Genomic DNA, 23,873 nt, shown 5'->3' with positions numbered 1-23,873 from the left:
TAATAGTATGTTAAAGGTTGGATTAACAGGTGGAATTGGAACGGGAAAAAGCACTGTTAGTAAATTTCTTAAAGATGCTGGATTTCCTATAATTGATGCAGATGTAATATCTAGAGAGGTATTAGATAAATACCCAGATATATTAAAAAGAATTAGAAAAGAGTTTGGAGAAGGTTTTTTTGACTGGAAAGGTGAGTTTAGAAGAAAAGAATTCGGTAATCACATTTTTCGATTTCCAAGACTTAGAACTAGATATGAAGATCTGATAATGCCTTATATAATTAAGGAAATAGATGAGGCTTTCAAAAAATTAGAAGATAAAAAGGCTAAGATTGTGATATTAGATGCTCCAACGTTAATAGAAAATAATTTACATGAAGTCATGGATTTAGTTATTGTTGTTTGGGCTGATCACAATACACAGCTTTCAAGGATTAAAGATAGAGATAGACTGGGGACAGGAGAGGCTCTTCAACGAATAAATGCCCAGCTTAGTTTAGAAAAAAAGAAGGAATATGCAAATATAATAATTGACAATTCCAAAGACATTTTAAGTACAGAAGTTCAAGTTAGAGATTTAATAGGGATACTAAACCTTTATAAATAATTTCTAAGGAGTGAAGAATGAAAGCAAAAAAAAGAATAATAATAATTTTGTGTATAATCATATTTCTTGTATTTTTTAGAGAATGTATACTTAAAATTGTGTATCCTTTAAAGTATAAAGAAACCATAGTTGAGTATTCTGAGGAATATAATCTAGATCCATATTTAGTAATGGCTATAATAAAAACAGAAAGTAACTTTCAGAAGGATGTAGTATCTCATAAACAAGCATATGGACTTATGCAGATGACAGAGCCAACCGCGACATGGATTGTAGGAGAGATGAAAAAAACAGATTTTAAGTACAGTGATTTATTTGATGCTGATACTAATATAGAGATGGGTTGCTGGTATTTAGACAACTTAAGAACAGAATTTAATGATATTGACTTAGTACTTGCTGCCTACAATGCTGGACGGGGAAACGTTAATAAGTGGCTTGATAATTCAGAGGTTTCAAAGGATGGGGTTAATCTTCACAATATCCCTTTTGGAGAAACAGATAAATATATAAAGAAGGTTAAAGTAAATTACAATATCTATAAATTTTTATATGGGGGCATAGGGAAAAAAAATGAAGGTTAAAGTAACAATCGCAGTGGTGTTATTACTTAATCTTGTATTATTTGGTATATGGTTTATTTTTATTAAGCCATATACCTTTACTATAAATACAGGAATAAGTTGGAGCGAAAAAGAAAAAGCGAAAGAAGAAAAAGATTTACATGATTTTATAAGCAATAACCTAAGTAAAAAGGATTATGGTATATACACTACTTATTTAGAAAAACTAATGATAAAGAAACAACTAAAGGTCATAGCGTACTATCTGAGTCTCACGGATTATGGATGTTATATGCCGTAGGTGCTAATGATAAAGATGCTTTTGATGAGAGTTATGGAATTATTAAAGATAGATTACTAACCTCTAAGGGGTTGGTGGCTTGGAGATATGACGATAATGAAATTTCTAAAGGTTCTTCAACCATTGATGACCTAAGAATAATAAAAGCACTTATATATGGATCTGACAGATGGCAGGAAAATAAATATAAACACCTAGCAGCAAGTATTTCTCAGCACCTATTAAAAAATGTTGAAGACAATGGATACATATTTGATTTTAATGATGGGAGTTCAATAGGACAGGATGTTACTATTTGTTATCTAGATTTAACAACCATGAATTATCTAAAAGAGAGCAATAAAAAGTGGGATAAGATATACGCTAATTCCTTAGATCTTATAAAAAATGCTCAGATAACTAAAGGATTACCTTTGTTTAAAAAAAGCTATAGACCTAATTCAGGAAAATATTCTAATGAGACAGAAACAGAATTGGTATATTCACTTATAGCGTTAAAGTATTTACAATCTGCTAATATTGATATAACTCCAGAACTTGATTGGCTATGGAATGAATTTAATAAGGATAAAAAAATATACATAAAATATTCATATAAAGGAGAAAAATTAAGTGATATAGAATCTACGTCCATATATTCTTTTATAGGTGAGTTATTTGAGAACGATGGTAGATTTAATGAAGCTGAGAACATTAAAAAACGTATGAAAGAATTTCAAATAAAAAATAGTACAAGTCCGGTATACGGAGCTTTTGGTGAAGAAAAAACTATGGATATATATTCTTATGATAATTTAAACGCATTAATTTTTTTAAGTTCAAATGGGCTAGATGATTAAAAGAATACAAGTAACAAATAGATGGTTTTAACAGATGGTATAGTTTTAAAAATAACTAGAAAACTCTTTAGAAATGCTAAAACATTGACAAAACAGTGATATGGCATTATGATATTAAATGTAGTAAAAATAAGCAGATGTGGCGGAATGGCAGACGCACTATCTTGAGGGGGTAGCGAGTGTACTCTCGTGCGGGTTCAAGTCCCGCCATCTGCACCATATAAAAAAAGAGAGATTTTATCTCTCTTTTTCTATCATTTCAGATATTATTTTTAAAGCACTTATAAGCCTATCTATGTCTTCCATTGAGTTAAAAGCTGCTAAGGAAGCACGAACAACTCCATATCCTTCACCACTTTTAAATAGCTCATAAGCTTCAGCATTAGAGAGCCCAAGTAAATCTTGAACATAAATATCAGCACCTGAAAATCCAGCTGTAACAGTAAGTCCAAATTGAAAGCCTAAAATGCTTCCAAGCTTTTTATAAGAGATACCATCCATGTTAAAAGAAACATATGGAAGGTTTGAAGCATTTTGTTGAGAAGCATAAATAACTATACCTGGAATTTCTTTAAGTTCCTTTATCAGATAGCCATAAAGCATATCTTCATAATCGGAGATGTTTTTAAGTCCAATACCTTTTAAGAAACTAAGAGCTTCACCAAATGAAATTATTCCCATAAAATCAGGATAGCCTGCTTCATGAGATAAAGGAGAGTCCTTTAAAATATATTTTTCATCATTTACAAAATGAGTTACTCCAGCACCATAAGTCATTGGATGATATTTATCCAAAAACTCTTTGGGACCAATAAGAACTCCTCCAGATTGCCCCGTATAACATTTATGACCATCGAAAGAGATAAAATCTATATGTTCTGGGTCAGAATGGGCTTTCATTGAAAATGGCTTGTGTTGAACAAGTTGTACAGCATCTAAAAGAATTTTTGCACCATATTTATGAGCTAAATATGCCATTTTGTAGTAAGGAGTAATTATTCCAGTAATATTTGATGCTGCTATAGCAGCTACAAGTTTAACTTTCCCTTGATATTTTATTAAAAGATCTTCGTAATGGTTCATATCTATGTTGCCATCAGGAGTAAGTCTAACTAGTAGAGTTTTAAAGCGAATTCTAAATGGCAGATAATTAGCCATATGATCCATGCGAGTAGTAATTATAACTTGATCTGGATCATCCTGTAAGGCAATGTGGCTTAAAAGATTTAAAGCAGAAGTAGTTGTGTCTGTATAAACAACTGAATCAAGTTTACTGTCTCCACCAATATAATCAATAATGATATTTCTCACATTATTGTAAGTAGTTTGAATTTGTTCAGATAAATGATTTTGTTCATTGTGATAAGAATAATGATGAAGAAGTGATTCAACTTTTTCTACAACCACTTTCGATATTTGGGGAGTTGCAGCGTTATTCATATATACGCGAGGAATATATCCAAGGGTGGTTTTCATGTAAGTATCAGTTCCAAAGAAATGATTCCTCCAAGGTGATGTAATCATAGGTTTCCTCCATATTTAATTAAATGTAAAATACACTACAATATATTCCTTTAAAAGATGATATGTGTTCCAAATTAGTTAATAGGTCATAAAAAGCATGTATAATGAAATAAAAAAAGTAAATAATTTCCTTATATTTCCAAGGAAATTATTAAAATAAATCTTCTATATATATTAGATTCAATGATGACACCAATAGAAAAATATGATAGAATAATATAAATTAATAAAGAAATGTTTTGCAAGGGCGCAGTATGTAATTACTGCGTCTTTTTTATTTAAGGGGGAGGAGAAAATGTACAAGATAGCAGTGTTTGTAGATAATTTAGGTGAAGTAACTACTTTTGATAAGCAAGGTCATTTGAGGGTGTTTTCTAAGATTCAAGGAAGTTGGCAAGTGATAAGAGATTTGATTATATTGCCTATAGCCTCAACCGAAATACATGAGATACGTGATAAATTTAAGGCAATCTCATCTGAAATTAGTGATTGTAATGTAGTTGTAGCAAAAAAAATAAGCGGAGTAGCCTATAATATACTAAGTTCATCAAAAATAGTTGTTTGGGAATGTGAAGGAAGGCCAGAAGATTTTTTAGATGATATTGTAGATGAAGAAGAAAAATTAAAAAAAGATAAAGAAACTTCTAAGAGTATAGAAGTTATTATTGAAGAACACATAAAGAAAATAAGAGAGGGACATTATTATATCAGTTTAGATGATATTCAAAATAGAAATGAAAAACTATCGTCAAAGCAAATAATAATTCCATTTTTAGAAAATAAAATTTATGAAAAATTGGACATAAGCTGTAGCCATATACCACCTTGGTTAGAGAGCAAAAGTAAAAGCTATGGATTTAGTATGAAGATTGAAGATGAATGTACAAACCAGTTAAAGATAAGTTTAATTAAAGAATAATTTTTAGAATAAGGGGGAAAATTATGAAAGAATATAATACTAAATATGGATTATTATGTGGTGTAACTTCGGCAGAATTTTATGAAGATGGAAGTTTAAAAGAATGTATATTAGATGAAAAAAATGAGATAAAAACCTTATATGGAACCTTTATTCCTCAGTATGAACAAGGGGAGATAAGGAGAAAATACAATAGTTCAATTTCTTTTTATGAAAATGGGTCTATTAAAGTTATAAACTTAAATAATGCGATGGATATAAAAATATTAGAAGATGTTTTTTCAGTAGAAAAGATAACTTTTTATGAAACTGGAGAAATAAAAAGAATATTTCACTTAAATGGAAAACTTAGTGGATATTGGGGAGAAGAAGATGAATATGAGTTAGCTAAAAAGTATAAATTTAATTTAGGATTTGGAAATTTTGAAAGTAAATTTATGAGTCTTCAACTTTATAAAAACCAAAAAGTAAAAAGTATAAGCTTTTGGCCAGGAGAAAAAGTTGAGATTAAAACTAACTTTGGATTAATTTCTATAAGAACAGGAATTTCATTGTATGAAGATGGTAGCATAAAATCTTGTGAACCTGAAAAGCCAATAAGTATAGAAACATTAATAGGTAAAATTTTAGCTTATGATATTAGCTCTATGGGTATTCATGGAGAAAATAATTCTTTAAGCTTTTATGAAGATGGAAGTGTAAGATCACTAGTTACCTCAACTGATTGCATAGAGATAAAAGGTAAACAAGGAGAATCTATAAAATATACTCCATCAGAGAAAACTAATTTATTTAATAATAGTATTAAAGATATCGTTCCAGTGAAAATTGAGTTTAGTGATGGAAAAATATTTATTATGAATCATGAATATGATATAGATAAAAGCATTTTTAATATAGTTAATAACTTTAAGAAGATTAAAGTAAAAGAAAATGGATGTACTAATTGTGAATTGAAAACTTCAGGTATTCAACTTAAAATTTAACTAGAGAGATGTAGTTAGTGTATTTTAAAAATTACACCAAATAATGCATGTTGCATTTTAAATATCATTATTATATAATCGTATTAACAAATTGATACTGTTTCTGAGATATTTGTGAAGCTCTTATTTTGAACCTACACTTAAATTTCGGGAGTTCAAGATTTAAATATCTAATTTGACTTATAAGACCTAAATGGCAAGGACATAAAGATATTTGTGAGGACACCCACCTATCGCGAGATAGGGCTCAAAATTAGAGTAACGGTATTTTGGTTTCAATATTACAATTAAAATGTAAGTATTACTTCTGGGGTATTTGTGTAGCTCTTATTTTGAACCTACATTATAACCATGGGAGTTCAAGATTTAGATATTAAATTGACCTATAAGACCTGATGGCCAGGACATAAAAGTATCTGTGAGGACACCCACCTATCGAGAGATAGGTGTCAAAATTAGGGTAGCGATATTTTGGAAGTATAACAGTGAACATTTAAGAGGGGAGACCCTCTTTTTTATCGTTAGAGGGAATTATGAAAAGTAACTTATTGATAGAAGAGTATATTAAAAAAGCCGAAGAGGCTGAGAAAGAAAATAAACAACTAAAGGCACTTAACTTATATTTAAAAGCTAATGAATTATCTAATGGGGAAGAGATTGAAGTACTTATTAGTCTAGCGTTAATATATCACAACCTTGGAAAGCTAAAAGAAGCAAAAGCTTATTATAAGGAAGCAATATCCATAAACGAAGATGAAGAAAGAGCCTATTATGGATTAGCAGTCATTTATGATGAAAATTCGGAATATGAAAAAGCAATAAACTTGTACAAAAAAGCTATATACATAAATCCAAATTATAATAAAGCATATTTCTTTTTAGCTAATGCTTATGACATTTTAGGAGATAAAGAAAGTGCAATAAAATATTATGAAAAGCTTCTAGAACTTAATGAAGAGGATTTTTGGGCTAACATAAATTTAGGTTCTATTTATGAAGAGTTAGATATAAATAATTTGGCATACAAGAAGTTTTCTAAGGCTTTAGACATAGATAAGGAACATTATTTAGCTTTATTTAATATGGGAGTTATAAGTGCTAAATTTGGAATGAGAGAAAAAGCTATAGATTATTATAAGAAATCAATAAAGAAAAACTTAGGATATGCCTATAGTTTTTTAAATTTAGCTGTGCTTTATAAACATGAAAATTTAGAAAAAGGAATAGAAGTATTAACTAAGGGTATTAGTTTTAATCCTTCCAGTCACTTCTTGTATTACAATAGAGCCTGCTTTTATGCTATTATACATGACTTTGCTAATTCTATTAAAGACTTAGAATTAGCTTTGAAATTATATCCAGATTTTATTAAATATATTTTAGAAGATGAGGAATTAGCCTTGGTTATAAAGCAGTCAGGATTTAAAAGATTAATAAAAAATAGCTAAGAACCCTAAGGGTCCTAGCTATTTTTATTTTTAAGCAAATCACGTATTTCTTGAAGAAGAACAATCTCTTCTTTAAGAGCAGCAGCTTTTTTCTCTTCCTCTTTTTTCTTAAGTTTATTTAAAAGCTTAATGAAAATAAAAATAGAAAAAGATACAATTAAAAAGTCTAATATATTTTGAATAAACTGTCCGTATTTAATAGTTACAGCATCACTATCCCCAGAAGCTGCTCTTAGTACATATTCTAAACTTTTAAAATCTGCACCACTTGTAATTAAAATTATTATAGGCATAATTATATCTTGAACCAATGAAGTAACTATTTTTCCAAAAGCCCCTCCTATAATAACACCTACTGCAAGGTCTATAACATTACCTTTTACAGCAAATTCTTTAAATTCTTTCCACATAAAAGTACCTCCTTCGTTTTTTAACACTATAATAATATAAAAAATAGAAAAAAAACAATAAATTTCTTTAAAATCATTCACATTTTTACTAAAATTTATTAAAATTAGATATAGGAGGGGTAATTTTGTTAAAAAGGAAAAATTTAAAAGAAGTTATTTATATTGAAATAGATAAAATTTATAATATTATAGTTATTTTATTATTATTATCATTAATGATTTTTTTGATGAACTTTATTTCCATAAAAATTACTTTAAGTGTAATAAAGGTGTTATCAATTATAATCAGTATCTCAATTATGATGATTACTAATACGTTACATAATAAATCAAATAATCAAAGTTTTTATTTTTTAACTTCAACATTTTTTATAGCATCTATATTTAATATTATTGACTTCATATCTAAAGAAACTATAAATGTGTACGATGATAAGATATTAAGATTTTCATATATTTTCCCAAAATTGTTAATTTCAATTATGTTATTTATGAATCTGTATTTTATTAATAACGGTAAAAAAACAAATACTAAAATAAAATATTGGACTACAATAGCATGTGTATTTTTGTTATGTTTTATAATAAATAGTTTTATAAACGATTTTTATACTCTTAACATATATATTATTGGTATATCCATAAGCTTTTTATTATTCGCATCAATAAAAAATAGAAAATTTGGATTGTTAAAGGCTAATAAATTAAATTATATGTATTTTTATGTTAATTTTTTATTGATTTCTATTACGGTTAGAAGTATTAATATCATAGTATTAAAAAATATAACAACTAATATAATACATGAGTATATAAATTTAATGGCATTTACAGTTTTTTTTGGATGTATATTGCAGCAACTTTTAAATAACTCATATAATACAACATTCAAGGACATGCATACAAGAAATAATAGTTTAAGTGAGCTAAACAGTAAAATAATGGGTAAAAGTATGGAATTAGAATTTTCTCAAAAAATATTATCAAAAAGAGAAGATATGTTCAAAAATCTCTTTAAAAATATACCTATTCCCATGCTGCTTTTAAACTTATCAAATGGTAGGATTCTTTTCTCAAATCCAGCATTTCTATCTATCACGCAAATAAGTGGATTAAAAAAGGTAATTAATAAAAAAATATTAGAGTTTGTTAAATTTGATGATATAAAGATATTTAAAGAAGAAAAATATAAAATTAATTTTGGGAAAATCTATGAAGCAGAGTTAATAAATAGAAGTGAAAAAACTTGCTTAGAAATTCAATTTCTAGAAATATCTAAAGAAGATGAACAGTGCCTTGTACTTATAACTGATATAACAGAAAAGATGAATATGTATGAGATTAAAACTAGAGTTGACCATAAAAAAATAGAAGAAAAACTTAGAAGTGATTTTTTATCAAATATTAGTCATGATTTAAAAATTCCTATAAATGTAATTTATTCAGCTGCTCAGTTAGAGAAATTACTTATATCAAATGGTAATATAGATGAAGTAAAGAAGTATCAGAGAATTGCTAAAGATAATTGTATTTCTCTCATTAGGTTAACTAATAACTTAATAGATCATTCTAGACTATCATCGGATTTTTTAAAACCAAGTTTGGAGTACTGTAATTTGGTTGAGATTATAGAAGATACTATTATGAAATTAGTTGAATACGTAAAGGGAAGCAAAATTGATTTAATATTTGATACTAATGAAGAAGAGGTTTATTTATACTTAGATAGGGATTTTATGGAACGGATAATATTAAATCTTATATCTAATGCACTTAAGTATACACCTAGAAATGGGAAAATATTAGTTGAAGTTGAAGATTCAGAAAAATCAGTAGTAATAAAGGTTGAAGATAATGGGGTAGGAATGGAAGAGGAATTTGTTAATAGTGCCTTCACTAGATATGCACGAGGGAAAAACAATGAATATGTAAGAGAAAAGGGGACAGGTATAGGTCTTTTTGTAGTGAAAAATTTAATGGAACTACAAAATGGGGGTATAGAAATTAAATCTAAAGTGGGAAAAGGTACCTCTATATTTTTGAGTTTCAACAAGGAGCTTAAGGAGAATGAACATATTTGAAGAAATAGTTGATCGTTTGAAAAATAATACAAAGATAAATATGTTTTATGTTTCTATCGTAATCACAATATTAAGCTATCTAATAACTAAAGATTATAACGTTTTTTATATAGTAATAGAAATGTTGTGCGCATCCTTGACAATGGCTATAGTTTTTATAACTTTTACTAAAAAATATAAAAGTAATAGTATTTTTAATTATATAGGATATGGTTTCACTTTATTATGTTTTATTAACACAGTACATATAGTATTAATAAATTCTATGGAAGTTGGGAGCTTTGAAAGTAAAGGTACTATTTTTGTATGGTTAGCTAATAATTATTTAGAATATATGATTATAATTATTTCTACAATTTTTACTAAGATAAAACCTAAAGTTACAGACTTAATTTTTGCCTACTGTTTAGTAATATTTGGGATAGGATTGTTTTCACTTTTCACTTTTAACTTTCAGGGAACAGCATCAGAGTATCTAATTGTAGGATATAATATATGGAAATATACCGCCATATTGTTTTTTGTTGCTTTACTTTTAATACATAAGTATAAATACTACATAGGAAGAAGTGAAAGTAAGTATTTGTATACATATTTACTTCTAGTATTTATATACGAATACATAGTAAAACTTTATTTTACTTTTAGCATACAACCCTTAGTATTTGTATACATAATTAAATATCTAGCTTACTATTTTTTATATAGAGCTTTAAATGAGTATATTTTATTTGAAAGTTATAGTAGTATGTATGATGATCTACTTAAAGTTGAGGATAGGCATATTCAGTTAAATAAAACATTAAATGATAGATTAAATATTCTAAAAGAAGTTAAAATTATTCTATCTAAAAGTGAAAAAAAATATGTTTCTTTATTAGAATCAATATCAGATGGAATAATTATATTTCACTTTGATGAGATTTCGTATGCCAATAAAGCATCAACTTATTTTATAGACATATCTTTAGATAAGGTGAAAAATATAACTTTAGGTGACACATTAGAAAAATTAGGGTTAAAGTATTCACTTTCTAATGAAAAGTTTTTAGAGGAGAGCGTAAACATAGAAATAGCTGGAGAAGAAAAATATTTAGATATTTATATGTTTGAATCAGAAGAAAACACTAAAATATTATTTATTAAGGATGTCACTGAAAAGAACATTAACTATAATCTTAAAATAGAACTCCAAAAATATTTAGGAGAAGAAAATGTTAAAAATGAATTTTATGCTAATATATCTCATGAACTTAGAACACCAATAAATTTAATATATACTTCTCTGCAGATTAAAGAGCTATATATACAAGATAATAATTACGAGGCTATAGAAAAAAATACAGTAGTTATAAAACAAAATTGTTTAAGACTTATAAGAACTATAAATAATTTTATAGATGCTAATAAGATTTCAGAGAATTATTTAAGACCTAACTACGGTATTTATAATATTGTGGAATTAGTAGAGAATGCAGCCCAAGCATCAGTTAGGTATATTGAAAAAGTGAAAATGTCGTTGGTATTTGATTCAGAAAAAGAAGAAATATACACTATATGTGATTGGGAATTTGTACAAAGAGCTGTTTTAAACCTATTATCAAACTCAGTAAAGTTTGGAAAAGTAGATGGGGATATATATGTAACTATATATATAAATAAAGATAAGCTTTGTATAAGTGTAAAAAATAATGGGCCTGGAATATCTTCAGACATTAAGCCTTATTTATTTGATAGATTTACTAAAATAAATAAGTCATTAAATAGAGATAAAGAGGGAAGTGGCCTTGGATTATATTTGTGTAGAAGTTTAATAGAACTTCAACAAGGGGAGTTAGTACTTATATCAGAAGAAGAATATGGAAATGAATTTTTAATAACATTCCCATATGAAGAAATACATATAGAAAATAAAGATTCTATATATAAATCTTTTGAAATTAATGATTTAGTAGAAAAAGTTGATATAGAATTTTCAGATATTTATTTATCAGATATCTAGACATTGTGGGTTAGGAGTGAAGAAATTCACTCCTATTGTTTTAATGGAAGCTTAATTATAAACTTACAGCCTTTATTTATATCACTTATTAATCTTATAGAACCTTTATGTTTAAGAATAACAGCCTTAGTTATAGCAAGCCCTAGTCCTGTTCCAGGGTTTTTACTAGTTCTTGATTCATCTCCTCGTGTAAATGGATCAAACATGCTCTCAGACTTATCATTAGGTATTCCTATACCATTGTCTTCAACAATTATATTTATATACTTATTGTCCTTATAACAGCTAACGGTAATAGTTGTGTTAGAAGGATTATATTTAGTGCTGTTTATAATTAAATTACTTAAAGCTCTATCTAGATTTTCATTATCAAAAGGAAGATATATTGCTTCATCTGGAATATGAAAATTATAATTAAAGCCATTTTCCTCCATTAAAGGAATATATGAAGCTATTAAAGTTCTCAAAAACTCGCAGATATCACCTTTGTTCATAGACAATTCAAAATCCCAAGAATCTAATTTTGAATAATCAAATAAATCCAAAATTAAGTTGTTAGCTCGTTCAGAATTTCTTTTTATTACAGATAGATACTTTGTTTGTTCCTCTTGGGAGATCTGCATGTTTTCTATTAGATAATCAGAATACCCAAGTATAGATGCTAAAGGTGTTTTTAAATCATGTGATATATCTAAAATAAGCCTTTTTCTAGCTTCTTCTGATTTTTCTTTAAGACTTATCTCTTCCTCTATTTTAGAGGCCATAATATTAAAGGCGTTACTCAAGTTTTTAAATTCATTTTTATTATTTAGATTTATCCTAGTAGTATAGTTGCCTGAAGCTAGTTTGTTAGCACCATGAGTTAAAAGCTTAAGAGGTGTTAAAAAATAGGAGGAGGTTATTCTAGAATAAATATAAAAAACTGCAAGAAATATTAATAAGAATATTCCAAGACAGATAAGTATAAATTGTTTAACTGTAATTCTCTTTGGTGCTAATTCAATTTCTGTGTATTTTTCAGCTGGAATGGCTAAAACCATCAAAAAGTTTCCTTTATGACTATAAGAAGTTCTATAGAAAAAAGTATTACGTCTTTTTGCTTTGCTTTCAGGAAAAAGTCCTGAATAAGCCTCGTAAGAAGATGTTATAGAATTAATATTTTCTATAGAGAGTTTCTTTTTATCAAAAGGAGGTTTTACATTTCCAATTGTATAAATAATATTATTGTTATTGTCGACTATTGCCATATAGCCACCCAGTTCAGTTATATAACTTGCATCTATATCTTTATAGTTATCCTTTATGAAGTTTTTAGGAGATGTTGCATCAGATATATCAACATTAAAATAAAATAGAGCAACAACTGCACTAGATAGTAAGGTTAAAATCAAAACAAAAAACATAAGTATAAAGGATATAACATAATTTTTAAGTAAAAAATTTGCTAGAGTTTTTCTTTTTCTAAGTCGAATAAGTCTAAAATACTTACGCATTATTTATCTTCTCCATTTTATAACCAATACCTCGAATAGTTTTTAGATATTGAGGCTTCTTAGGGTCTTCCTCGATTTTATCCCTTATATGACTTATGTGAACCATTATAGTATTATCATCACCATAATAAGTATCTTCCCAAATAGTTTCGTAAATCTGTTTTTTAGTATAAACCTTACCAGGGTTTTCAATTAGAAGTTCTAATATCTTGAACTCCTTAGCATTAAGCTCTAGAGGAATATTATTTCTAAGTACTTCGCAGCTAGTTTTATCTAGAATTAAGTAACCTAAAACAATCCTATCATTTTGTTTTCCTGTTGCATATTTATAGTATCTTCTAAGTTGAGCTTGTATTCTAGCTGTAAGTTCAATTGGGCTAAAGGGTTTTACCATATAATCGTCCCCACCAAGACCAAGACCTAAAATTTTATCCTCGTCATTTCCTCTAGCTGTAAGAAAAATAACAGGAATTTCGCTAGTATTTCTTATGTGTCTTAATATGTTAAATCCATCTACAAAGGGAAGCATAATATCTAAAACTGCTAAGTCTATATCATTAGTATCGAAGATATCAATAGCCTTTTTCCCATCCTCAGCTAAAAAAACAGTATAGTCTTCCTTAGATAAATGTAGTTTAATTAACTCTCTTATATCATTATCATCTTCAGCAATCAAAATGTTCATCTATAAAACCACCTTTTTAAAACATTCTATGTAAATTATAGCATATAAACGAGAAGTTCTGTTTTCAAATTTTACAATATAGAAAATAAGCCTGTTTATATATTATAAAATTAGAATAGTAAGTATTAAAAGCACATATAGTAAACTATGGAGTGAGGTGTTGTTATGAAAAATATTTTTAAAGTAAATGGAAAATTTAATTTGATGGATTTACTTGTAAGTGTTGCAATTCCTTTGGGTGGAGGTTTACTTGTAGGATATTTAAATAAAGGATCCATGGGAACATATAATAGCCTAGAAAAGCCCTTTTTTTCCCCACCGTCTATAGTATTCCCTATAGTATGGCCTATTCTATACATATTAATGGGGATAGCTGCTTATAGAATACGAATGTTAGGTAAGGAAGGGAAAAATGTTGCATCAGGTTTATTTACTTATTATATTCAGCTATTATTGAACTTTTTATGGCCATTCATATTTTTTACTTTCAGATTGTATGGAATATCCTTTATTGAATTAGCTATACTACTTATATTTATTATAATAACTTTTATACATTTTATTATGAAAGATAAAGTCTCAGGACTTTTATTAGTGCCATATTTAGTATGGACTACTTACGCTGGAGTACTTAACTTTTTTATATGGCTTTTAAATGAAGCTTAAAGTTGCTAGACATCAGATAAATATTCACCTTTAAAAAATTCACAAAATAAGGTATAATGTATAAGGCTCCTAAGTTTTGGAGCCTTATTAATTTGGAAGAGGAGATGTTTATGGCTAAAGCTCTTTTTGTTATGGAGAAACCTTCTGTAGCAATGGATTTTATTAAAATCCTTAAAATTAATGGAAATAGAAAAGATGGATACATAGAAGGAGATAAGGCTGTTTTTACTTGGTGTGTAGGACATATGGTCAGCATGAGTTATCCTGAAAAATATGCACCACAATATAAATTCTGGAATTTAAAAGATCTTCCTTTTTTACCTAAGGAGTACTTGTATGAAATTATTCCAAGTGTAAGCAAACAATTTAACATAGTTAATAGTCTACTAAATAGAGAAGATATAGATAAAGTATATGTTTGTACAGACTCCGGGCGAGAAGGAGAGTATATTTATAGACTTGTAGATAAAATGTCTGGAGAACCTAAAAAGGATAAATTTAGAGTATGGATAGATTCACAAACAGAGGATGAAATAAAAAGAGGGATTAAAGAAGCTAAACCTCTTTCTTATTACGATTCATTAGGGGATTCGGCTTATTTAAGAGCAAAGGAAGATTATCTTTTAGGAATAAACTTCTCAAGAGTATTAAGCCTTTTATACGCAAAAAATCTTTCCTCAGTATTAAAGGAAGATAAGGTTGTTATAGCTGTTGGAAGAGTAATGAGTTGTGTTCTTGCAATGGTAGTTGATAAAGAAAGAGAAATAAGAGAATTTAAGAAAACGCCATTTTTCAAAATAAACGGTAACTTTTTATTAGGGGAAGAAGATCTTATTTTGGAATGGAGAAGTTATGAAGGATCAAATTATTATAATTCCCATCTGCTTTATAATGAAGGAGGCTTCAGGAAAAGAGAAGATGCGGAAGGTTTAATAAATAAACTTAAAACCTTTAATGAAGGTGAAATAGTTGAAATAAAGAAAACTAAAGAAAGTAAAAATGCTCCTTTATTATTTAACTTAGCAGAACTTCAAAATGAATGTACTAAAAGATTTAAAATTAGTCCTGATGAAACTTTAGGAATAGCTCAAAAATTATATGAGAAAAAGATGTTAACCTATCCAAGAACGGATGCAAGAGTATTATCAAGCGCAGTTGCAAAAGATATAGGGAAAAATCTTTCAAGTATATATAAGAATGTTAAAGAGCCTTGGGTAAAAGAACTTTTGACTAAAATATCTGAAAATAAATGGTCATCTAAAATAGCTAAAAGTAAATATGTAGACGACTCAAAGATTACTGACCATTATGCCATTATTCCTACAGGGGAATATGCTTCAGCTGGACTTACAAAGCTTGAGATGGAAGTTTATGAGCTTGTATTAAGAAGATTTATAAGCATTTTTTATCCTCCAGCTAAATACAGCAAAACTAATATGAGCGTTGAGATTGAAAAAGAAAGATTTTATTTCTCCAAAAAAATATTAGTAGAGAAGGGGTATTTAGAGGTTTTAGGTAAAGAAGAAGCTGATGACAAGGAACTAGACATAAGTTCATTAAAGAAAGGTAAAAAGCTACCTCTTAAAGAACTTTCAATAAAAGAAGGGGAAACCACACCACCTAAAAGATATACAACAGGATCAATAATTATAGCCATGGAAAATGCAGGTAAACTTATTGAAGATGATGAATTAAGAGAACAGATAAAAGGTAGTGGAATAGGAACCTCAGCTACAAGAGCAGAAATAATAAAAAAACTTATAAGAATTGAATATCTTCAATCAAATAGCAAGACACAAATTTTAACTCCAACTAAAAAGGGAGAAATGATATACGAGGTTATAAAAGAATCTATACCATCACTTCTTAATCCAATCTTAACAGCCTCATGGGAAAAAGGATTAGGTATGGTATACGGTAAAGAGATATCTTCAGATGAATTTATGCACAAGTTGGAGAGTTATACTAAAACAAATATAAATAAGGTTATGAATCATAGTAACTTAATCCTATCAAATATAAATAAGAAATTACTGAAAGTTAAGGTTGTATACGAATAAAGAGCCATTGCATTAAGTTGCATGGCTCTTTTTGCTATTTCATTAACTGATGAATGAATAAAGCAAAATCATATATAAGTGGAGCTAAAAATACTGTCATAATTCCAGCAAGGCCTATAGATAAAGAACTCATAGCACCTTCTGTTTCGCCTATTTCTAAAGCTTTTGAGGTTCCAACAGCATGAGCAGCAGTTCCTAAAGATATTCCAACTGCTAATTCATTTTTGATTTTAAATATCTTACAAACAGTAGGTCCTACAATTGCTCCAGCTATACCAGATATTATAATTGCAATAACTGTTACAGGAACTATACCATTTAGGGATTTAGAAATTTCCATTCCTATAGGGGTTGTAACTGATTTAGCTAATAGGGATTTTATTAAGGTTCCATCTAACCCTATGTAGTAGGATAAAACTATTATACTAGCTATTCCAACAGAACTTCCCACTAAAATACCAACTGTAATAGGTATTGCATGCTTTTTCAATAAAGTTATCTGCTTATACAAAGGGACAGCTAAAACTACAGTAGCAGGACCTAAAAACATATTGATAAACTTCCCACCTTCTTCAAAGTTTGAATAATCAATTTTGAACAATAGTAAAACGGATAAAACAATAACAATAGCTATTAAAAGAGGGTTAAAGAGAGGAAATTTAGTTTTCCTATATAAAAATAGTCCTATTTCAAAAGCAATTAATGATAGTATAATTCCAAATAAAGGAGAGCTTATTAAACTACTCACTTTCTTCACTTCCTTTAGTTTTTTTATTTGATAGATATTGTACTATGGTTCCAGTTGATATAATTACTATAATAGTAGTTAAAACACATACAACAAGAAGCTTGTACCATGAATCTTTAATAACAGCTACAGAGGTTATTAATCCAACTCCTGCAGGTATAAAGAAAAAACTTAAATGATCAAGAAAGAAATTTGATACTTTTTCAACTTGATTAACTTTAACAATGTTAGTTAATAATAAAGTAAGCAAAATTAACATTCCTAATATGTTTCCTGGTATGGGTAAATTAAGTGCTTTAGATAAAAATTCACCTAAAAAATATACACTTAAAATGATCAGTAATTCTCTAAATAATTTCATATTAATCCTCCTTAAGTATACAATTAACTTTATCATCATAGAGAAGATATGTAAAATTTCAAATTGATATAGAATATATAGCTAAAACAATTACATTTTGAAGTTTTAATAGAACAAGGGGTAATTTAATAAAAACTAAAGAGAACCAAGGTTTTAGGTTCTCTTTACATAAAAATATCTAATTTAAAAATTGTTAGTTATCTTTTTTTCTACAAACCAAACAGCTTTATACATTAAATAAGCGATTATAGAAAGTAATATTATGCTCATCATAACCATATCAAGTTGTGCTACCTGACCACCATAAACTATTAAAAATCCTAAACCTTCTCTTGCAACTAAAAATTCACCCATAATTACACCAACCCAAGAAAGTCCAACATTTATTTTTAAAGCAGAGATTAAAGTTGGTATAGAAGCTGGAATAATTAAGTGTTTGAGAATTTGAAACTTATTTGCACCAAAGGTTTTTAATAGAAGAATCTTTTCTTTATCAACTTCATTAAAACCAGAGGCAACACTTATAATAGTAACTATTATAGAAATTAAAAGAGTTATAACTATTATTGACTTAATCCCATTACCTGCCCAGAATATTATAATAGGAGCTAATGCAACCTTAGGTAATGCATTTAAAACAACTAAATAAGGGTCTAAAACTTTAGCTGTAAAGGGGGAAGTCCATAGTACTATAGCAACCAGTGTACCTAAAACTGTACCTAAGGTAAAGCCAATTATGGTTTCATAACAAGTTACCCATATATGCCTTAGTAATATGCCGCTATTATAAAGTGAAATTGTTGACTTTACAATTCTACTTGGTGAAGAGGTTAAAAAAGGATCTATCCATTTGTTGTCAGCAGCTATCTCCCACAATAGCACAAAGGCAACAAGAATAAAAACCCTAACAAATCCAACCTTGAATTTTTCAATTTTTAAATTTCTAAGATAAAGTTTTTGACTTTGAGATATTTCGGCTTTATTATTGTTCATCTAAATCCCTCCATATTTCATCAAAATATTTTCTGAAGTTTTCCTCTTTTCTTTTTTTGAAAGGAGTATCTGCATTAGGAGAGAAGACTAGATTTAATTCTCTTTTTATATAAGCTGGCCTTTTTGATAATATAATTACCCTTTTAGCTAAAGATATAGCTTCACTTATATCATGAGTAACCATAATAGCAGTTTTGCCTTCATTTTTAATTATTTCATAAACCTCATCACAAACCTTAAGTCTAGTTTGATAATCCAAAGCAGAAAAAGGTTCATCTAAAAGTAATAACTCTGGATCTAAAGCTAAAGTTCTAATTAAAGCTACCCTTTGCCTCATACCTCCAGATAAATCAGAAGGCAATCTATCTTTAAAATCCCATAGTGAATAGGACTTTAAAAGTTTTTCAGCCTTAAAAAGCTTTTCCTCACTAAGTTGATGTTTTATTTTTAATGGAAGAAGTACATTATTCCACACAGAAAGCCATGGGAATAGATGATCCTTTTGAAACATATATCCCATTCTATCTTTGTGTAGTTCTATGGACTCACCATTAAAAGTGATTTCACCAGAGGAGGGAGCTATAAGTCCACTTACGATGTTTAGTAGTGTAGATTTTCCACAACCAGAAGGTCCTAAAATAGTTATAAATTCACCCTCAGATAGTTCAAGATTTATATTATTAAGAGTTTTAACTTCTCCAGATTTTGAATGATAGTTTAAATTTATATCTTTAAGTTTTAACAAACTCATATTCTCACCTGCCTTTAAAATAATATGTACAAGGAACAGTTAATAGTTAATAGTGAAGAGAGAATAGTTAAGAGTTAAGGATGAAATTCGACTACATTAACTCTTAACTATAAATTATAAATTTTTTATTAGTTAGTATCAGAACATAAGAATGCTATTTACTTAATTTAACGTCACTAACTGCTTTTTCAGAAAAACTATTATTAACTATCTTATTAAATTCAGGACGTGTAGGCATAAGTGAGCTGTCATAGGATTGTATAATATCCATTAACTTAGTTAGGTTTTCTTCCTTAACTGTTGGAAGCTCTGCAAATGCTTCAGCTTCCCTATAATTTTTAACAACATTGACTAAGATTCCTTCATCTGTTCCAGGGAAGAAAGAAGCTATAGCTTTTGCAACTTCTTCATCTGAAGCTTTAGCTACCCATAATTGACCCTTATAAATAGCATTAGTAAAGGATTGGATAGTATCAGGATTATTATCCATATAAGATTTTGTAGCAAAGAAGCCAGTATAAGCTATAGGACCTGCTTCTTTACCTATAGAACTAACAATATAAGAGCCACCATCTTTTTCTAGAACAGAAGCTGTAGGTTCAAATAAAGCAACGTAATTTCCAGTACCCGCCTTAAAAGCAGCAGCTGTAGCAGTAAAATCTAAATTAGTAACAAAATTAACATCAACTCCAGGCTTTAATCCATGATTCTTAAGAACATATTCTAAAGTCATTTGAGGAACACCACCAGGTCTTCCACCTATTACAGTTTTGCCTTTTAATGAACTCCAATCAAAATTCTTCTCATCACTTCTGCTAACCAAAAATGATCCATCTCTTTGAGTTAAAGTTGCAAAAAGTATAGGATAATCTTCTCTACCTTGATTGTTAATATAAACAACTTGTTCTGGACCTGCAAAACCTATATCAGCATTTTTACTAAGAACTTGCTGCATTGTTTTGTCTGCACCTTGTCCGGTCGAAAGATCTATTTCTATACCTTCTTCCTCAAAGTAGCCATTATTTATAGCAGCATACATAGGTGCATAAAAAACAGATCTAACAACCTCATTTAATCTAACCTTAGTAACATCTTTAGTTCCCTCAGAAGGTTTCTTAGTGCAGCCGCCTACAGTAAGTATTAAAACAAAAGTCAAAATAATTGATAAAAAAGCTTTTAGTTTCTTCATTTAATATCCTCCAACGTGTAAAATCAATCTAATTTATAATATGATTTCATGGGAGTTAATGTTAATTTTTGGTGAAAAAAATAATCATCTATACTCTGTAGAAGGCGAGTCTTAGTCTTCATCAAATTATTTCAGGAATACTTTTCTGCAATATGGATATTGATTTGATAGCAGAGAAGCTAATGTACTATAAAATATTAAAGGAGTGAATAAAAATGAGTAAAATAGGGTTATATAATTCAAAAGTTGAAGGATGTGAATGCTTAAAAGATTTTGATTTGATATTAGATAATTTCGAAGATTTATAAAAGAATATCAAAGAAAAAGATATTTATATTTTTGAAATAAGTATGAGATGTATTTTAGTAAAATTGGCTGCAGGGCGCATGAACACTATATATTCCTAAGAATATTTATTCTTAGGAATATTAATTTTTATATTTTTAGGAATATATATTGTTATATTAAAGCTATAAATGAATCTAATGAAGATATAAGAAAAAGCCTAAAGAGTATTTTAAATCCTTTAAGCTCTTCTTATAAAATATTCATTGAAGAGGATTGTCCAGTTTAAGTTTTAGAAGATCCTCTGGAACATTTAAATAATGGGAGATTTCTTTTAAAGTCTGTCCAATGAAATTCTTGAAATCATTTGGTATTATAAGTTCAGCAGCAAATAGATTAGCTTCTCTTTCAAGTTTATCAACATTAAAAAATGTATTTTTCTTTAGGAAGGTACAATTTGTTTTCTTATGTAAAATAGCATGTCCAAGTTCATGTGCACAGATGACTTTTTGAAGTTCATCTGAAAGATTACAATTTATATAAATAAATTGATTTCTTTTCTCATACTGATAGAGACCATTTATTTCTTTATGAAGATCTAAGATGTAGCAATTTACTTTTAGTGCATCACATAACTCAAAAGGATCTCTAGTATGATATTTCTTTACAATCTTATCAATCTCTCTTTTTATAAAATGCAAGACTCATACCCCCTGTAGTGACCATAACTTTTACTACTAAAGATTCAATGGTGCGAACTTTTTGGAGTGAATTTTTTATTTATAATTTTAGCATGACGAACTCCGAAAGCTAAAGTATCTAAAATACTATCTATAGCTTCTTTTGATACTGGCTCCCCAGACAACATAAATCCTTCAGAGCTTTCCATTAAATCTTGTCTTAATTTATTTATTCTTTTCTCAATATCCTTTTCATCTTTAGCAGTTAGTTCTTTATTTTCTTCAGATAAATAGCCTGTTAGTTTCATAAGGTATTTGTAAGAAACATCATAAGCTTTGGCTATTAGTTCTAGTGTTTCAGGAGTAGGTTTAGTTGGAATGTTGTTCCTTGGATCTACGCCTTTTTCTAAAGTATTTAAATATGTATGGCTTATGCCAATTAGATTAGCCGCATTTCTTAAGCTGAGTTTAAGCTCTTTTCTTTTGTTTATCAAAAAATCCTGTAGATTATTCATTTTATACACCTCAGTATCATTGTAATTCATGCATTACTAAAATGGAAGAACTTTTTGGAAAAATAAAGTAAAGCTTGATTGACAATATTTAACTCCAGTATTACACTATAAATAAAGGAAGGTGTTATACATGAAGAACAGAATTAAATTATTGAGAGCTGAGAGAAATTTAACCCAGGAAGAATTAGCTGAAAAGCTAGGAATTGCTAGACCCACATTATCTAATATAGAAAGAGGGAAGTATACTCCTAAAGGCAATTTAGTAGTCAAGATAATTAAACACTTTGGAATACCAGTTGAACAAATATTTTTTGATGAAGATGTAAAACAAGAGTAACTAAATAACTATATAAAGCTAAAAGAAGCAATTGACTTTACATAAGTAAAAACAACTGCTTCATACAACGATATGGGTAAGAGCTCTGGTACAGCTCTTACCGTTACTATATCACAAATTAAGGAAAGGAGTAACGGTTTTTGAATATAAAAATTCTTCAAGATTATTTAAAAAGGTGCAAAAATATGAGGATAGAACCAACTTGGAGAGGACTAAATAATTTTAAATGGTTCTATTTTTAAAGGAGGAAATTATGGCAAAGTTTAGATATATTTACACAGATTTTTGGAACGATCAGAAAGTAATTGAAAGATTCACACCAGAGGATAAACTTTTTATGCTATATCTTCTTACAAATAAATATACAAAACAGATTGGAGTTTACAGAATACCACTAAAGGTTATAGCTTTTGAGATAGGCTATAGCACTGAGAGTATTAATTCTATGATAGAGAGATTTATGAATCAATATAAGCTTATTGTTTATGACAAGGAAACAAGTGAAATAGCTATAAAAAATTGGGGTAAATACAACTTAAATAAAGGTGGTACCCCTATTGAGTGCTGCATTAAAGCTGAACTAGAGGAAGTTAAAAATAAGAACCTGCTTCTATATGTTTATGATGGAATAAAGAACGAAAAGCTTAAAGAAATATTTAAAGAACATATAGATAAGTTTAAGGATATTAATAAGGATACCTACACTGATAGTTGTCATAATGTAAATCAGGATTTCTATAACGACACCTCTGACGTTACTAACAACGATACCAATGAGGATATGTCCAAGCATTATTATGAAAAAGAATTAGAAAAAACATTAGAAAATAACAAACAGCCAAGTAGAGCCATTTCTACGATACGTACAAGGACACGCGGGGAAAATGAAAATAAAAAAGAAAATAAAAATGAAAATAATAAACACCTTATAAAAAACTATGAAAGTTATAATCCTCATACTGTGGAGGAGATTAACTCAGATGAAACATCAGAGAGTGAATCTAAAAATGACACAAGTAAAGTGACCTATGAAGAAATAATAGATTGCTATAACTTTATTTGTAAATCCTTACCTAAGGTTAAGGCAAGGTCTAAAACTCGAGAGAAGACTATAAAAGCTTTTTATATAAAACTTAAATCCATAGAAAAAATTAAAGAGCTTTTCTCTAAGGTTGAAGAAAGTGATTTTCTAACTGGGAGAGATGGAAAATGGGGAAACTGTGGCTTTGATTGGATCATAAAAGAATCTAATTATATAAAAATACTTGAGGGTAATTACGCTAATAAATCAAACTCTAGGAATTCTAATAAGGGCAAGTTAAGGTTTGATAATTTTAGTGGGAGAAATTATTACTATGACTCTTTGGAGAAGAAGTTACTTGGATGGGAGTAGTAGTTACTTTGTATAAGTTAATATGGTATAATTACCA

At 28.4% G+C, this 23,873-nt stretch carries 24 protein-coding genes, 1 tRNA gene and 2 other RNA genes; 16 read left to right on the top strand and 11 right to left on the bottom strand.

Going from position 1 to position 23,873, the window contains the following annotated elements:
- Nucleotides 1-7 precede the first annotated feature (7 nt).
- The 5 genes from coaE to L1S49_RS15785 all read left to right on the top strand — a co-directional run bounded on the left by coaE (nt 8) and on the right by L1S49_RS15785 (nt 2,529).
- Entirely contained in the window at nt 8-607 is a 600-nt protein-coding gene (gene coaE, locus L1S49_RS15805) for a dephospho-CoA kinase (protein WP_238906206.1), read from the top strand.
- A gap of 17 nt (nt 608-624) precedes the next feature.
- Nucleotides 625-1,191: a lytic transglycosylase domain-containing protein gene (locus L1S49_RS15800; RefSeq protein ID WP_238906204.1), complete on the top strand. Its 567-nt coding sequence runs from the start codon at nt 625-627 to the stop codon at nt 1,189-1,191.
- Nucleotides 1,181-1,471, top strand: coding sequence for a hypothetical protein (locus tag L1S49_RS15795; RefSeq protein WP_238906197.1), 291 nt, complete (start codon nt 1,181-1,183; stop codon nt 1,469-1,471). Before L1S49_RS15800 ends, L1S49_RS15795 begins: the two co-directional genes overlap by 11 nt.
- Nucleotides 1,456-2,310: a glycosyl hydrolase family 8 gene (locus tag L1S49_RS15790; RefSeq protein WP_238906195.1), complete on the top strand. Its 855-nt coding sequence runs from the start codon at nt 1,456-1,458 to the stop codon at nt 2,308-2,310. Before L1S49_RS15795 ends, L1S49_RS15790 begins: the two co-directional genes overlap by 16 nt.
- Before the next feature lie 133 nt (nt 2,311-2,443).
- Nucleotides 2,444-2,529 (top strand) — tRNA-Leu (locus L1S49_RS15785).
- An 18-nt stretch (nt 2,530-2,547) separates the two neighbouring features.
- Here L1S49_RS15785 and L1S49_RS15780 read toward each other — a convergent pair.
- Nucleotides 2,548-3,834: an aminotransferase class V-fold PLP-dependent enzyme gene (locus tag L1S49_RS15780; RefSeq protein WP_238906192.1), complete on the bottom strand. Its 1,287-nt coding sequence runs from the start codon at nt 3,832-3,834 to the stop codon at nt 2,548-2,550.
- 295 nt (nt 3,835-4,129) lie between these two features.
- On the opposite strand from L1S49_RS15780, the gene L1S49_RS15775 reads away from it, so the two are divergent.
- From L1S49_RS15775 to L1S49_RS15755, 5 genes are all read left to right on the top strand, one after another.
- Nucleotides 4,130-4,753: a Fe-only nitrogenase accessory AnfO family protein gene (locus L1S49_RS15775; protein WP_238906190.1), complete on the top strand. Its 624-nt coding sequence runs from the start codon at nt 4,130-4,132 to the stop codon at nt 4,751-4,753.
- Between the two features lie 23 nt (nt 4,754-4,776).
- A complete protein-coding gene (locus tag L1S49_RS15770; RefSeq protein WP_238906189.1) occupies nt 4,777-5,739 on the top strand; it encodes a hypothetical protein in 963 nt (320 codons plus the stop codon).
- Between the two features lie 97 nt (nt 5,740-5,836).
- Nucleotides 5,837-6,019, top strand: a non-coding RNA gene (gene ssrS, locus L1S49_RS15765) — 6S RNA.
- Between the two features lie 21 nt (nt 6,020-6,040).
- Nucleotides 6,041-6,221, top strand: a non-coding RNA gene (gene ssrS / locus L1S49_RS15760) — 6S RNA.
- Nucleotides 6,222-6,272: 51 nt separating this feature from the next.
- Entirely contained in the window at nt 6,273-7,187 is a 915-nt protein-coding gene (locus L1S49_RS15755; protein ID WP_073021992.1) for a tetratricopeptide repeat protein, read from the top strand.
- 14 nt (nt 7,188-7,201) lie between these two features.
- Here the strand turns inward: L1S49_RS15755 and mscL are convergent, their stop codons facing one another.
- Complete coding sequence (gene mscL / locus L1S49_RS15750; RefSeq protein ID WP_238906187.1) at nt 7,202-7,597, bottom strand: large-conductance mechanosensitive channel protein MscL; 396 nt, start codon at nt 7,595-7,597, stop codon at nt 7,202-7,204.
- A 125-nt stretch (nt 7,598-7,722) separates the two neighbouring features.
- Between mscL and L1S49_RS15745 the strand changes: the two genes are divergently transcribed.
- The gene (locus L1S49_RS15745; protein WP_238906184.1) at nt 7,723-9,678 is read left to right on the top strand and encodes a PAS domain-containing sensor histidine kinase; all 1,956 of its coding nucleotides are present in this window, start codon (nt 7,723-7,725) and stop codon (nt 9,676-9,678) included.
- Nucleotides 9,665-11,680, top strand: coding sequence for an ATP-binding protein (locus tag L1S49_RS15740; RefSeq protein ID WP_238906182.1), 2,016 nt, complete (start codon nt 9,665-9,667; stop codon nt 11,678-11,680). Before L1S49_RS15745 ends, L1S49_RS15740 begins: the two co-directional genes overlap by 14 nt.
- Nucleotides 11,681-11,712: 32 nt before the next feature.
- Here L1S49_RS15740 and L1S49_RS15735 read toward each other — a convergent pair whose 3' ends face one another.
- Nucleotides 11,713-13,173, bottom strand: coding sequence for a HAMP domain-containing sensor histidine kinase (locus L1S49_RS15735; protein WP_073021985.1), 1,461 nt, complete (start codon nt 13,171-13,173; stop codon nt 11,713-11,715).
- Nucleotides 13,166-13,858, bottom strand: coding sequence for a response regulator transcription factor (locus L1S49_RS15730; RefSeq protein WP_073021983.1), 693 nt, complete (start codon nt 13,856-13,858; stop codon nt 13,166-13,168). The genes L1S49_RS15735 and L1S49_RS15730 overlap by 8 nt, the downstream gene beginning before the upstream one ends.
- 165 nt (nt 13,859-14,023) lie before the next feature.
- Here L1S49_RS15730 and L1S49_RS15725 point away from each other — a divergent pair, with 165 nt between their 5' ends.
- Together L1S49_RS15725 and L1S49_RS15720 are read left to right on the top strand one after the other, a co-directional pair.
- Nucleotides 14,024-14,524, top strand: coding sequence for a TspO/MBR family protein (locus tag L1S49_RS15725; RefSeq protein ID WP_073021981.1), 501 nt, complete (start codon nt 14,024-14,026; stop codon nt 14,522-14,524).
- 110 nt (nt 14,525-14,634) lie between these two features.
- Nucleotides 14,635-16,584 carry a DNA topoisomerase gene (locus tag L1S49_RS15720; RefSeq protein ID WP_238906175.1) on the top strand — a complete coding sequence of 650 codons (1,950 nt, stop codon included), beginning with the start codon at nt 14,635-14,637 and terminating at the stop codon, nt 16,582-16,584.
- Between the two features lie 34 nt (nt 16,585-16,618).
- On the opposite strand, the gene L1S49_RS15715 is transcribed toward L1S49_RS15720, so the two are convergent.
- From L1S49_RS15715 to L1S49_RS15685, 7 genes are all read right to left on the bottom strand, one after another.
- Nucleotides 16,619-17,332 (bottom strand): LrgB family protein, encoded by a 714-nt coding sequence (locus tag L1S49_RS15715; RefSeq protein ID WP_238906173.1) that lies wholly within the window; start codon nt 17,330-17,332, stop codon nt 16,619-16,621.
- Nucleotides 17,325-17,693 carry a CidA/LrgA family protein gene (locus L1S49_RS15710; RefSeq protein WP_238906172.1) on the bottom strand — a complete coding sequence of 123 codons (369 nt, stop codon included), beginning with the start codon at nt 17,691-17,693 and terminating at the stop codon, nt 17,325-17,327. Before L1S49_RS15710 ends, L1S49_RS15715 begins: the two co-directional genes overlap by 8 nt.
- A 183-nt stretch (nt 17,694-17,876) precedes the next feature.
- Nucleotides 17,877-18,686, bottom strand: a complete 810-nt coding sequence (locus L1S49_RS15705; protein WP_073021965.1) for an ABC transporter permease — start codon at nt 18,684-18,686, stop codon at nt 17,877-17,879.
- The gene (locus L1S49_RS15700) at nt 18,676-19,437 is read right to left on the bottom strand and encodes an ABC transporter ATP-binding protein (protein ID WP_238906170.1); all 762 of its coding nucleotides are present in this window, start codon (nt 19,435-19,437) and stop codon (nt 18,676-18,678) included. The genes L1S49_RS15705 and L1S49_RS15700 overlap by 11 nt, the downstream gene beginning before the upstream one ends.
- Nucleotides 19,438-19,591: 154 nt before the next feature.
- Nucleotides 19,592-20,626: an ABC transporter substrate-binding protein gene (locus L1S49_RS15695; protein ID WP_238906168.1), complete on the bottom strand. Its 1,035-nt coding sequence runs from the start codon at nt 20,624-20,626 to the stop codon at nt 19,592-19,594.
- 548 nt (nt 20,627-21,174) lie between these two features.
- Complete coding sequence (locus L1S49_RS15690) at nt 21,175-21,612, bottom strand: ImmA/IrrE family metallo-endopeptidase (protein WP_238906166.1); 438 nt, start codon at nt 21,610-21,612, stop codon at nt 21,175-21,177.
- A 44-nt stretch (nt 21,613-21,656) separates the two neighbouring features.
- Nucleotides 21,657-22,106: a helix-turn-helix transcriptional regulator gene (locus tag L1S49_RS15685; RefSeq protein ID WP_238906157.1), complete on the bottom strand. Its 450-nt coding sequence runs from the start codon at nt 22,104-22,106 to the stop codon at nt 21,657-21,659.
- Between the two features lie 130 nt (nt 22,107-22,236).
- Here L1S49_RS15685 and L1S49_RS15680 point away from each other — a divergent pair, with 130 nt between their 5' ends.
- Both L1S49_RS15680 and L1S49_RS15675 read left to right on the top strand, forming a co-directional pair.
- The gene (locus tag L1S49_RS15680) at nt 22,237-22,443 is read left to right on the top strand and encodes a helix-turn-helix transcriptional regulator (RefSeq protein ID WP_238906146.1); all 207 of its coding nucleotides are present in this window, start codon (nt 22,237-22,239) and stop codon (nt 22,441-22,443) included.
- Between the two features lie 253 nt (nt 22,444-22,696).
- Complete coding sequence (locus L1S49_RS15675; protein WP_238906144.1) at nt 22,697-23,836, top strand: hypothetical protein; 1,140 nt, start codon at nt 22,697-22,699, stop codon at nt 23,834-23,836.
- The last annotated feature ends 37 nt before the right edge of the window (nt 23,837-23,873 follow it).

It is taken from the genome of Clostridium sp. YIM B02506, from assembly GCF_022324845.1.
GTDB classification, from domain to species: domain Bacteria; phylum Bacillota; class Clostridia; order Clostridiales; family Clostridiaceae; genus Clostridium_T; species Clostridium_T intestinale.
This window is presented reverse-complemented; position numbering and strand designations above follow the sequence as displayed.